We start from the raw sequence: 12461 nt of genomic DNA, 5'->3' as shown, positions 1-12461 counted from the left end.
ATATTCGCAACAGTGCTGTCCAAAATAGATGACAGTGTTGAATTTTTAAAAGTTAAATGTTGTACAAAAAAGCGATTTAATGAAAACAAAGAAATTTATAGCGTCAATGCTATTTATCGGCTTATGTCTAGTGTCGCAGGCACAAACCAACAGAAACTCCAAACCAGAATCAGATCCTGATAACCTAGCGAAAGAATACTTTTCACAAATCATGGGAGTTGCAGTCTCAGCAACAACAAACACCAAACTTTATCAATTTGTTTACGAATGGCTAGGTACTCCATACCGTTTGGGAGGAGATTCAAAAAGAGGTATTGACTGTTCTAAATTTTCTTATGAATTATACGACAAAGTGTTTAACACATCATTGGGGTATAATAGTAGAAATCAGTATTCTCAAGTCAAAACTGTCGAGAAAAACGAACTAAAGGCAGGTGATTTGGTATTCTTCAAAATCAGAAGTAAAAGTATTACCCATGTCGGTGTTTATATTGGCGATAATAAATTTGCACATGCCTCATCCAGTAAAGGAGTTATGATCAGCAATTTAGATGAACCATACTGGAGACGTTATTATTACAATGGCGGCCGCTTACCAGAAGATAATAGATCGCTTACGGCAGAAATATTAAAAGCAGAAAAAGATAATAAATTGAATTAGTAAGATTGATTCAATCAAGGAAAGTCCAAAGCGTTTAACTCGTTTTGGACTTTTTTTATACAATATAATATCCTATTTTTACCCTATAATCATTGGAATACTATTATGTCTTCAAAGAAAACGCTCATCTTAAATAAAGAACAAATAAAACAAAAATCTATTCGGATTGCCTATCAAATTTTGGAAGACAATTTTGAAGATGAAACACTTGTATTAGTAGGAATTGCTGACCGAGGTTATGTATTTGCGCAACGCCTTCAAGCGATTTTACAGGGGATTTCAACGAAGGAAATCCTGCTGATTAAAGTTACCATGAAGAAAACGAGTAGATCGTTGAGTGCAAGTACAGACATACCTGTTGATATTGCAAAAGATAAGACGATCATCTTGGTAGATGATGTGTTGAATAGTGGTAGAGCCTTAGCTTATGGACTGGGTGTATTTTTGAACGTTCCACTGAAGAAAATGAGAACGGCTGTATTAATTGATAGAAGCCACCATAAGTTCCCTATATTTAGTGACTACTATGGCACGAAGCTTTCAACGATATTAAGAGAACATGTTACCGTTACCCTTGAAGAATTTGATAAAGAAGAAGATGCAGCATGGTTAATTTAAACCATGCTGTTATTTCTTTGAGACTTTCAATTTCATTCCCGGTTTTATCCGGCTTCCATTTAAATCATTTTCACTTTTAAGTCGACCGACTGATGTACCATTTTTATCTGCGATCTCAGATAATGTATCACCTTTCTTCACGACATAATAAGCTGTACGTGTAGCGCTAGCGGCATGCTGTTGACTCTTCTTTGAAGATCGTTCTGTATTACGTGCTAACTTCGCGTTAACGAAATCATCTTCCCTTTTTATCAGTAAGTTTTGTCCAGGGACAATTTGATTTCCGCGCAGGTTATTCCAAGATTTTATATCCTGTACTGTTACTTCAAACTTGTCAGCAATGGAAGCGAATGTCTCACCAACTTTTACTTTATATTTGCCATTTTGTAGAGGCTCACTTAGATTTTCCGTCTGACTAAGAGTTACAGAAGATATTGGCGTGTTGAGAGCAGCATACAATTCTTCTGAGGCAATCTTTTTATCTAATACAGGTAAAACTAATCGCAATGGAGACTCTTCAGTACCATTTAATACATTTCTTTTAAAACTAGGATTCAATGCACGTAATGTCTCTTTTGACACATGTAAAACATCCGCTATTTGGTTCAATGAAATCCGTTTATTGATATCCAATGCTTGAGTTCTTAGTGAAAGTTCGGTATCCTCAGCATTGATATCATTTTCGTCTGCATATTTCATCGCATATGTCATTGCGATGAACTTAGGGATATAGTTTTGGGTCTGTTGCGTTAGATATGGTGCGATATCCCAAAAAGTAGCATTCTCTTTTCCCGAACGTTGGATCGCACGGCTAACTGCTCCTTTACCGCCATTATAGGATGCTATCGCTAATAGCCAATCGCCATATTCATCATAAGCTTCTTTTAAGATTTTTGCGATAGCATAACTTGAAGCAATAGGATCCATTCGTTGGTCGGTATAACTGTCCACTGTAAGATGATAAGTTTTGGCTTCATAATACATCAATTGCCATAAGCCTGTTGCTCCGGCACTAGAGATATCGCGTGGATTTAATGATGATTCGACTACACTTAGGTATTTGAGTTCCCGCGGCACTCCGACTTCGTCCATGATTTTATCAAACAATGGGAAATAGTATTGTCCTAGTCCCATCATCCTACACATATAAGGATTATAATTATCCGACGTATATTTAGCAACCAGATCTTTCACTCGCGGCGAGTAGTCCAACGGAACCTCACGTTCTATTGCCTTCAGTTTCCGCACGAGCTGTATATCTTCATCTGTAATTTCAGCATCATGCTGTCTGTTATTTCCGGAAGATTTTATACTGTCTAGGTATTGGTAAATCTCTTGTTTTTCTTTTTCGATACTTTTTTGAAAGAAGGTATGGGCGGCTTCTTTCATGCCTTCTACAGCGCTTTCTTGGGCCATGAGCGGTAGTACATAGCATACCCCTCCTAGTATTGAAATTAACGTCTGTTTTCCGATCATAAATTTACTGTTAAATCCGAGTTTGATTCATCTGCTGAAAAATCAACAATAATCTAAACGTTTAGAAATGGATTTTAGTATAAAAATGGTTTTCGCCCTATTTAGCTGCAGGTCGAGTATAAAACAAAATACGATTTTGTTCCTCACAAAATCGTATCCATGCTATATGGGATCAAAACCTCCCTTATTTGTTATCTTCTATTTCAGATTTTTTTTCAGGTGAAGACTCATCTTTTTGGCCTTCTTTAAATTCCTTAACTCCTTTACCCAATCCGCGCATCAATTCAGGAATCTTCTTGCCACCAAATAATAGTAACAATATTACTACAATGACAATTAACTCTTGCCCCCCGATTCCCATGATTAATAATGATGTTGACATAACTATAATTTCTTGTTTTTCAATTCTTTTAAACTAAAACTTCTCTCTCTCTTTACAAATGTAATGATAATTATTAAATATAGTAATTATTTCTTATCTCGCCAACCATGACATCGGATTCAACGGTGTTGACCCTTGATAAACAGAGAAGTCAACCATTGGCACACCTGTATCGGAGTCCACATCAGCCGTTCCTATAGTTTGGCCTGTACTTACTTTTTGCCCTTTTGAAACACTTACACTTCCCATATTATTGTAGACAGTATAGTACTCACCATGTTTAATCATTATGATACGTTGACCATACATTGTTAAAATACTACTCACCTCTCCTGCGAAAACAGCTTTCACAGCCGCACCACTAGAAGTTTGTATCTTCACGGATATATGTTCCACATTGACATTTCTTCCGACACTTTCCCCTCCAAAATCTTGCATGATCTTCGCATTAGAAACAGGCCAAGGCAAACTACCACGGTTAGATCTGAAGTCATTTGAAAGCTTAACTGCCTCCGGTGTACTACGTAGCACCTCTGATTCTGACATTTTAGAAGTACTCGTTTTTGTATTGTTCTTACCTTTTGTAGTTGATGTAGACTCATTCACTTTGCGGTTACGCTCAGCAGCCGCTTCTGCCGCACGACGTGCCGCTTCAGCCCGTCGACGTTCAGCCTCAATTTCTCTTCGAATTATCTCCTTAATGGCCGCATTAATACGCCGCTCCTCTTTTTGTTTTTGGGTAATATCTTTCTTCACACCGCGTTCTGTAACAATTAATTCACTCAATTGTCCAGAATAAACAGATCGCTGTTGAGATATGGTTCTTTTCTCATTTTCCTGCTCTTTCATCAAAGCAACCTGTTTGTCTCGGTCCGCCTGCAATTGAGCGATTTTTTGTTCAATCTGTTTCTTGGTATTTTCGATATCAGCAGCTTTCAGCTTTCTAGAATCGTTAAACTGTTGTAAGTACTTAACCCGTCGAAACCCCTGATTAAAATCCTTTGATGCAAAAATAAACATCAATTTATTATAGGCATTTCGGTTTCTGAACGCAAACATCACCATCTTCTCATAGTCACGTTTCATCTTCTCCAATTCAGCCTTCAACTTATTTACGGCAGCGGTATTGGCATTGATATGTTTGTTAATTACAGCTACTTCCGAAGTAATGGTATTTATCTTCTGCTCGCGCAAATTAATCTGCTTACTCAATGCTGTCACCTGTTGTTGTGTCAGTGATTTTTCTTTTGCGATCTCTTTGACCGTATTTTGTAATTCGGCAATTTCACGATTGAGCTTCTCACGTTGTTTTTCAAGTTCAGCCCGAGTCTGTGCCGATGAAATCCCAATCATGAATAGGAAAGCAGCTATACCAAGTATTGTCTTTTTAAAGTTCATTTACAGTACCATTTTTTTGTGTTTGCCATCTTTCTACCCTATCAATTCACGCCTTACTTTAGCAAACTAATTGCGAAAGTAATAAATCTAAAGGAAATAGACAGCTTCTCATCGGATTACTTTATAACGTGACGATACTGAAAAAGGCATTTCGACCGGTTCATTAAAGGTCACTTTATTAAAATTTATTTCCGTTTTTATCTCTTGGCGACCATCCGAAATGATCATTTTTAAAAGCATTGGAAATTCCTGTCCGGAGGCCATGGCATATTCTCCGTAATTGGCTTCCAACAACTGTTTCTTTGAAAGTTGCGCTAATCTAAATTGATAAGGCCTATTGTTATTATTTAATTTATATAAAAAATCTAGTTCATTCAGCTTGCCATCTAACTGGACAGATATCGAATCCTGTTTAAAATTAACCTGATCAATATCTGACAATAGATTCACAGAAAGATTGGCTAGCAACAAATCTTGTAGGTTTCCGAAAGTTAAATCCGGACTAGCAAAACGATACAGGTAGTCAAATGGCTTAACCATATATTCGCTCTGAAATTTATTTAAGATCTGTACGCTGTCTGGGGTTATTAATACCCGGGCAACCTCTATACCCAGTGTCGCAGAAATAGAAATCCAGATCCTTTTATCTTTCTCTATTCTAATATTAGAAGTGACATCATAATTGTCCTTTCCAAGGTCAAGACGCATTTTCGCTTTGCCAGAAAAAGTAGTATAGTTCAAATTGGTCAAAAAAAGATTACGTAAGCTATTTTTCTTTGCCTCCCTTGTGTTATCTTTTATCGTCAACTCGTTTTGAGCTTTGAGCTCCGCTTCTTTGAGTAGTTTCTTCTTCGAACTACAAGAAGAGAGCAGCAACAGCACAGCACCAACACAGACAATTTTATTCCACATAACTTTTAGTCTCAATCTTCTTTTTCAATTTCAGCTTATTTTCATCTGAGTCCACTCCCTTTTCTAAAGCAAGGTTCCACTGTTTTATAGCATCGTTTGTTTTCCCTAACTTAATTAGGATATCGCCATAATGCTCCAACAACACCGAAGTTTGCGGATTTGTATTTTTCAATGCTTTTTGAATCCAGACTAATGCATCGTCATATTTTCCATCAGCAAACAGCACCCAAGCATAAGTATCTTCAAAAGTTCCGTTATTGGGTTGCAATTTCGTCGCCATTGCAGCATATTTTGTCGCATCATCAAGTCGTTCTTTTCTTAACGACAAATAGTATGCTAAATTGTTCATCGCCGTCACATTTGTACTATCGAGCCGTATAGCTTCGATATAAGCTGCATCGGAGGCTTTATACATTTTAAGTGAGTTATAAATATCACCCAATCCTCCATAGATATTTGCCTGTAGAAAAGGAGATTCCTCCTGTGCATTATTAAGTGCAGCTTCCATAAATTTCCGGCTATTTTCCATATCCTTTTTCATGAGATAGGCCATGCTCGTAAAATAGAGTATTGTGGCGTTGTTGGAGACATAATGTAAGGCCTCTCCGCCATGAGCGATTGCTTGGTCAAACTCGCCTTTGTCCATATCCAGGCTCATCAACATCCGCCATGCATCGATTTGATAAGGGTTCATACTAACGGCGACTGCTAGGGAACTTTGTGCAGCAGTTTTATCATCTTTCAACCAAAGCACCTGTCCTTTCGCCATATGGCTTTCTGCAATCCGTGGGTGAACTTCAACTAGGATATTGACCAATTCCAAAAGCTGATCTTTCGTATAGGGTCCTTTCGGATTCAATAAGGTCATTATAATCCGATTTTTGTCTGCAAAGTCAACCTTTTTAGACTGAAATCCCTGTTTGAGTGCATCGAAAGATAACTTGAGTTTTTTATCAAATCGATAGAGATCAGCTAAATCGAAATAAAGGAAATCCTCTTTTGTAGTCTGAATCCCCTTGTTAATATATTCCAGTGCAAGTTTTGAATTTTTGGAAAGATTGTACGCCTGCGCCAACTGACCATACACCTGAGCCAACGAAGTCCCTTTGTCTGCCCAAGGTTTCAAAAGATCAATAACAGCTTTATAATTACCAGCATCATTTAATAAAACACTACCAACCATGTCCAATGTATCCGAAGCTGTTGCAATTTCTTTGGTTTTATAGAAATACTCCAAAGCCACATCTTTATACCCACCGTTGAAAAGGAGCATGATGCGTTCGCGTTTTAGTGAGGCCGTATTATTATCGTCCTGATCAATCAGCTTATCGAGGTAAATCAATGCACTGTCAGCATCATTTTTACTTTTAAATGCGTCGACTGCGAAGCTTAGATATTCAGGTTTAGACTGGATCGCCAGCGCATCTTTAATGGCTTGGATCGCTCCGTCCTGATTTCGCATCTGCGCAAGAAGAATTGCCTTTGTAAAATAGATGTCATCTGCCTGCGGAAAGTCTGCTATAATGGCGTCCAGAGAATCCATGCCCGGACCAATTTTGCCTTGCTTCAATATTTCCTGCACATTTTTAAATCGAGCATCATACGGTTTTGTCTTCTTATCTAGCGATTGCGCTTGCAATGAAGACGCCGCAAAAAGGAATACACCAATAAAACTTAAAAAAAATCGTTTATTTAAAAAATTCAATCTCATCTACTTCCGCTAAATAATTAAAAAATTCTTCCTGCAATATACTAACTAATGTAACAATATTCATTCGAGGAAGTTGTAAAAATATTGAGATTAGTGGGGCTTGTTTGAAATTCGACTCGTTTTCAATAAAATAAGCAAAATAGATTTTAAAATATAGAATAATAGATGTACCTTTGCAGACCCTTGAGATAAGGGGAAGAAAAATTTTTTAATAAATTATTTAAACAAAAGCAAGTGAATACGTTAAGTTACAAAACTGTCTCTGCCAACAAGAACACCGTTAACAAAGAGTGGATCGTTGTTGACGCTGAAGGAGAGATTTTGGGGCGTTTGGCGAGCAACATCGCGAAAGTAATTCGTGGTAAGCACAAGCCTACATTCACCCCACACGTAGACTGTGGAGATAACGTGATTGTTATCAATGCAGACAAAATCAGATTAACAGGAAACAAATTAGGCGACAAAGTTTACGTGCGCTACACTGGATACCCAGGTGGTCAACGTTTCGTTTCTCCTAAAGAGTTAATGGCTAAATTCCCTGAGCGCATCATTGAAAAAGCTGTTCGTGGTATGCTTCCTAAAAACCGTTTAGGTCGTCAATTGTTTAAAAACCTTTACGTTTATGCCGGTACAGAGCACAAACATGAGGCACAAAATCCAAAACCAGTTAAATTTTAAGGAGAATCGACATGTCAACAACTAACACTTCAGGAAGAAGAAAAACTGCTGTTGCCCGCATTTACTTAACTGCTGGTAGCGGAAACATTATCATAAACGGTAAAGACTTCAAAGAGTATTTCCCAACATTACCTTTGCAATACATCGCTACTCAATCATTGAATGTAGCTGGTGAATTAGCAAACTTTGATGTAAAAGTAAACGTTAACGGAGGTGGTGTTAAAGGTCAAGCAGAAGCTGTTCGCTTAGCGATCGCAAAAGCTTTGGTTGAACTTAACCCAGAAGTTAAACCTGCATTACGCGCGAAAGGTTTAGTAACACGTGATGACCGTATGGTTGAGCGTAAGAAACCAGGACGTCGTAAGGCTCGTAGAAGATTCCAATTCAGTAAACGTTAATCAAAGGAGGATCAAAAAATGGCAAGAACTACTTATCAAGATTTATTGGATGCAGGTGTGCACTTTGGTCACCTTACACGTAAATGGGATCCGAAAATGGCTAAGTACATTTTCATGGAGCGCAACGGTATCCACATCATTGACTTGAACAAAACTCTTACGAAATTAGAAGAAGCTGCTTCAGCTATCAAACAAATCGTAAAATCAGGTCGCAAAGTTTTATTCGTAGCTACGAAAAAACAAGCAAAAGAGATCATCGCACAACAAGCAAAAGAGGTTAACATGCCTTTCGTAACTGAGCGTTGGTTAGGTGGTATGCTTACAAACTTCGCTACAGTTCGTAAGTCTATCAAAAAAATGTCTAACATTGACAAAATGCAAAAAGACGGTACTTACGATGTATTGTCTAAAAAAGAGAAGTTAATGATACAACGTGAGCGTATCAAATTAGAAAACCTTTTAGGAGGTATCGCTGATTTGAACCGTTTGCCAGCTGCTTTATTCATCATCGATGTGAAAAAAGAACACATCGCTGTTTCTGAAGCAATGAAATTGAACATCCCTACTTTTGCAATGGTAGATACAAACTCTGACCCTTCAAACATTGATTTCCCAATCCCTGCAAATGATGACGCTAGCAAATCTATTAGCTTAATCGCAGGTATTATTGGTCAAGCAATCCAAGAAGGTTTGGACGAGCGCAAACGCGACAAAGAAGAAGAAGCGGAAAAAGATGCTGCTGCTGCTAAAGCAAAAGCTGATAATGGAGATGCTTCAGAAGCTAAACGTCCTCGCAAAGCGAAAGACGGAGAATAATATTTTTATTCCAAACCGGATAGCGTAGCGTTAGTTTCTGGAAAAGTTTACTTTTCTTGAACTAGCCTATCTGTCCGGTTTTTTGGTTTAACAACACTCGTTTATCAAGGAATGTTAAACTTCATATTAGCTTAACATGTTTTAAGTTAATATTGTACAAATTTCAGTCGTAAATAATAATAAAAAGAAATAAACATGTCAGTACAAATTTCTGCATCAGATGTAAACAAATTGCGTCAACAAACTGGCGCTGGTATGATGGATTGTAAAAAAGCTTTAGTTGAGTCTAATGGTGACTTTGAAGCTGCTGTAGATTACTTGCGTAAAAAAGGCGCTAAAGTAGCTGCTAGCCGTCAAGATCGCGACTCTAACGAAGGTGTTATCATCGCTAAAGCCACTGCTGATGGTAAATCAGGTATCGTAGTTGAAGTTAACTGTGAAACTGACTTCGTAGCTAAAAACGCAGATTTCGTCGCTTTCGCAGAAAAAATTGCAGATCTTGCATTAAACAATAAACCTGCTTCTTTGGAAGAACTAAAAGGGTTGGAACTTGATGGCAAAAAAATCGCTGATTCTTTAATCGAGCAAACTGGTGTAATTGGCGAGAAAATCGACGTTTCTAAATACGAAACTATCACTGCTGAAAAAGTAATCGCTTATATCCACGGTAACTACCGTTTAGGTGTATTAGTAGGTCTTTCTGCTGATGCAGCTGGTGCTGAAGAAGCTGGTAAAGATGTTGCAATGCAAATTGCTGCAATGAACCCTATTGCAATTGACAAAGACGGTGTTGATCAAAACACAATTGAGCGTGAAATTGCTATTGCAAAAGAGCAAATCATTGCTGAAGGAAAACCAGCTGAAATGGCTGAGAAAATTGCTCAAGGTAAATTGAACAAATTCTTCAAAGATACAACGTTGTTAAACCAAGAATTCGTAAAAGATTCTTCTAAAAACATCGCTCAATTCCTAGATTCAGTTTCTAAAGGATTGACTGTAACTGCTTTCAAACGCGTACAATTAGGCGCATAAGCATACCTCCATTCTATTCAGAATGGAAATTTTAAAACAGGAGCTATTCATCGAATAGCTCCTGTTTCTGTTTATATCTCTACCTCCATTTATTCCCGAACTATTTTTATCCGCTCCACCGTGGCTTTTATTTTATCCCAAATTTTTGTAACTTAAAGATACATAAAAACTGAACAGCATATGGGCATGTTAAAGGAAAACGCGTTAAAAGGAAAACGAATTTTGATTACGGGTGGTGGTACAGGTCTAGGGAAAGCCATGACAGATTACTTTCTCGAGCTTGGCGCTTCTTGCCTGATCACAAGCCGCAAAGATGATGTTATACAACATACAGCAAACGAATTGTCGGAAAAACATCAGGCAAAATGTCTTGCAGTAGCTGGAGACGTGCGTAATTATGAAGATGTCGAACGCGTCGTTTCCTATGGATATGAACATTTTGGGGGGATAGATATCCTCATAAACAATGCTGCTGGAAATTTTATCTCCCCTACCGAACGTTTAAGCCACCGAGCTTTCGAATCTGTCATTGGTATCGTTCTCCAAGGGAGTATAAACTATACCCTAGCACTGGGCAAGCGGTGGATTGAGGCAAATGAACCTAATAAAGCTATACTCAGTATCGTCACCACCTATGCTTGGACGGGGTCTGGATATGTTGTTCCTTCTGCAACTGCTAAAGCCGGAGTTCTTGCGCTAACCAGATCTCTAGCTGTAGAATGGGGAAAAAAAGGAATAAGACTCAACGCTATAGCTCCTGGTCCATTCCAAACTTCGGGCGCCATGGAACGGTTACTCCCGGGCGAATTAGGCGAACTCCTCTCACCTACCAAACGTATTCCCTTGGGCCGCTTGGGCAAACTGGAGGAATTAGCTAACCTCGCGGCCTATCTGGTATCCGATTATGCTAGTTATATCAACGGAGATGTTATCACGATTGATGGCGGCGAATGGCTTAAGGGGGCTGGAGAGTTCAATGGATTGGATATTATTCCTGAAGATCAATGGGATACTATTGAAAAGATGACCAGAAATGCAAAAAGCACTTGATAACCGTTTAACAAATGATTTATATTTTATTGTGAATACGCGACTGTAATCCATTCAGATTTAAAAGAGGAAAAAAGTAAAGTCTTTAATCCATTTTTCTTAGGTTTGTAGCGATTATTTTCCAATAGGGTCTGTACATATGATGAATTTATCTTTCGAATCTCAAAAAATCAAACACAAACAAAAATTAGAACTAAACAAAACGGGTTTTGATTTTGCGTTAGTTTATATATCCGAAGGCATACTCCTATCGAAAGGGAATAACTTGAAATTTTCAAAAGAGAATTTACTTTTTTTGAATAAAGATTTCGAAACACTTGAGACAAAAAAAGATACAATCGCATTTGTCCTCTATTTCTCAAACTCCTATTTTAAAGACCTGCACTTTATACAGCAAAATTTCAGACTTTCTCACAATCCGGTTGATATCTTCAACTCGAAGACTTTATTAAATAAGAGCCTATCGCTTAAAAAGGAAAATAAAAAACTAATCGAGCGGGTAATATCTCTGATTCAACAATATGAGAGTGAAGATACAGCATCTTCAATTTTTATATTCCACCAGACAATGTCCCTCTTCGCTTTAGTCGAAAATATATTGAAGGATCTGGAGCTACCTATTAACGAGTCATATGAAATGTCTCAAGAGATCGAGCAATACATACAGCAAAATATTTATTTCCCGGATAAATTACAAATCAAGTCGATCGCAGATCAGTTCCAAATTTCAGCAAATTATTTTGGGGCATTTTTTAAAAAAAGATATTCAAAAAGCTACAAAGTATATATAGATGATATTCGTATTAAACTAGTTGAAGAGAGATTAGCATCCAACAGATACACAATGAAACAAATTGTAGAAGAACTAGGATTTAATGATGAAAGTCACCTGACCAATTTCTATAAGAAGAAAAGAAACATTACACCCAGCTCTTATAAAAGAGCTAAAAATAGCGCTTAATTCTCAAGCTGGATTATACCATTAAGATCATGATTTAAGGAGCGTTGAATGGCTTCATCCAAAATAAGAATCTTCTTTCCTTGAAAAGTCGCTGCATCGTCACTTTCAAAATTTGAGCTACTGGAATTAAAAGAATCCAATTTCATCGGGAAATAAATTGGGTTCTCGTCTTCAGCTCGACCAATAGTCAATAAAATATTGTAGCCTTGTAGGCGTAAACTCTGTAAAGTCTGATAATTTAAACGCTTGAAGATCATAATTCCTGTTTTAGGATAGAACAAACATATAATTACATTGTTTTACTGCTTTAACCATTTTTTGCGTTTTTAACTTTCCAAAGGATATTCGACCCCATAATCTCCTAATAC

14 protein-coding genes are annotated in these 12461 nt (G+C 37.5%); 8 read left to right on the top strand and 6 right to left on the bottom strand.

Annotated elements, in window-relative coordinates; genetic code table 11:
* The first annotated feature begins 79 nt into the window (after positions 1 to 79).
* Together A9970_RS27120 and A9970_RS27115 are read left to right on the top strand one after the other, a co-directional pair.
* Positions 80 to 661 carry a C40 family peptidase gene (locus A9970_RS27120; RefSeq protein ID WP_046671999.1) on the top strand — a complete coding sequence of 194 codons (582 nt, stop codon included), beginning with the start codon at positions 80 to 82 and terminating at the stop codon, positions 659 to 661.
* 105 nt (positions 662 to 766) lie between these two features.
* Positions 767 to 1279 carry a phosphoribosyltransferase family protein gene (locus A9970_RS27115; protein WP_153847253.1) on the top strand — a complete coding sequence of 171 codons (513 nt, stop codon included), beginning with the start codon at positions 767 to 769 and terminating at the stop codon, positions 1277 to 1279.
* A gap of 9 nt (positions 1280 to 1288) precedes the next feature.
* On the opposite strand, the gene A9970_RS27110 is transcribed toward A9970_RS27115, so the two are convergent.
* The 5 genes from A9970_RS27110 to A9970_RS27090 all read right to left on the bottom strand — a co-directional run bounded on the left by A9970_RS27110 (position 1289) and on the right by A9970_RS27090 (position 7158).
* Positions 1289 to 2755, bottom strand: coding sequence for a LysM peptidoglycan-binding domain-containing protein (locus tag A9970_RS27110; RefSeq protein ID WP_182984376.1), 1467 nt, complete (start codon positions 2753 to 2755; stop codon positions 1289 to 1291).
* Positions 2756 to 2939: 184 nt separating this feature from the next.
* Entirely contained in the window at positions 2940 to 3137 is a 198-nt protein-coding gene (tatA, locus tag A9970_RS27105; RefSeq protein ID WP_088162917.1) for a twin-arginine translocase TatA/TatE family subunit, read from the bottom strand.
* Between the two features lie 93 nt (positions 3138 to 3230).
* Positions 3231 to 4535, bottom strand: coding sequence for a murein hydrolase activator EnvC (locus A9970_RS27100; protein ID WP_182984375.1), 1305 nt, complete (start codon positions 4533 to 4535; stop codon positions 3231 to 3233).
* A 108-nt stretch (positions 4536 to 4643) separates the two neighbouring features.
* On the bottom strand, positions 4644 to 5447 hold the full coding sequence (locus A9970_RS27095; RefSeq protein WP_159731131.1) for a DUF4292 domain-containing protein: 804 nt from the start codon (positions 5445 to 5447) through the stop codon (positions 4644 to 4646).
* On the bottom strand, positions 5437 to 7158 hold the full coding sequence (locus A9970_RS27090) for a tetratricopeptide repeat protein (protein ID WP_182984374.1): 1722 nt from the start codon (positions 7156 to 7158) through the stop codon (positions 5437 to 5439). Before A9970_RS27090 ends, A9970_RS27095 begins: the two co-directional genes overlap by 11 nt.
* A gap of 234 nt (positions 7159 to 7392) precedes the next feature.
* Between A9970_RS27090 and rplM the strand changes: the two genes are divergently transcribed.
* From rplM to A9970_RS27060, 6 genes are all read left to right on the top strand, one after another.
* Complete coding sequence (rplM, locus tag A9970_RS27085) at positions 7393 to 7836, top strand: 50S ribosomal protein L13 (protein WP_077437655.1); 444 nt, start codon at positions 7393 to 7395, stop codon at positions 7834 to 7836.
* Positions 7837 to 7847: 11 nt separating this feature from the next.
* A complete protein-coding gene (gene rpsI / locus A9970_RS27080) occupies positions 7848 to 8234 on the top strand; it encodes a 30S ribosomal protein S9 (RefSeq protein WP_046671992.1) in 387 nt (128 codons plus the stop codon).
* An 18-nt stretch (positions 8235 to 8252) separates the two neighbouring features.
* Positions 8253 to 9050, top strand: a complete 798-nt coding sequence (gene rpsB, locus A9970_RS27075; RefSeq protein ID WP_046671991.1) for a 30S ribosomal protein S2 — start codon at positions 8253 to 8255, stop codon at positions 9048 to 9050.
* Between the two features lie 195 nt (positions 9051 to 9245).
* Complete coding sequence (tsf, locus tag A9970_RS27070) at positions 9246 to 10082, top strand: translation elongation factor Ts (RefSeq protein ID WP_153847258.1); 837 nt, start codon at positions 9246 to 9248, stop codon at positions 10080 to 10082.
* A gap of 186 nt (positions 10083 to 10268) precedes the next feature.
* A complete protein-coding gene (locus tag A9970_RS27065) occupies positions 10269 to 11132 on the top strand; it encodes an SDR family oxidoreductase (protein WP_182984373.1) in 864 nt (287 codons plus the stop codon).
* Positions 11133 to 11271: 139 nt separating this feature from the next.
* On the top strand, positions 11272 to 12093 hold the full coding sequence (locus A9970_RS27060; RefSeq protein ID WP_182984372.1) for an AraC family transcriptional regulator: 822 nt from the start codon (positions 11272 to 11274) through the stop codon (positions 12091 to 12093).
* On the opposite strand, the gene A9970_RS27055 is transcribed toward A9970_RS27060, so the two are convergent.
* Entirely contained in the window at positions 12090 to 12350 is a 261-nt protein-coding gene (locus A9970_RS27055; RefSeq protein WP_182984371.1) for a hypothetical protein, read from the bottom strand. The two genes, A9970_RS27060 and A9970_RS27055, sit on opposite strands and share 4 nt — an antisense overlap.
* Between the last annotated feature and the right edge of the window lie 111 nt (positions 12351 to 12461).

This window comes from Sphingobacterium sp. UME9 (assembly GCF_014170215.1).
Taxonomy (GTDB): domain Bacteria; phylum Bacteroidota; class Bacteroidia; order Sphingobacteriales; family Sphingobacteriaceae; genus Sphingobacterium; species Sphingobacterium paramultivorum.
This window is presented reverse-complemented; position numbering and strand designations above follow the sequence as displayed.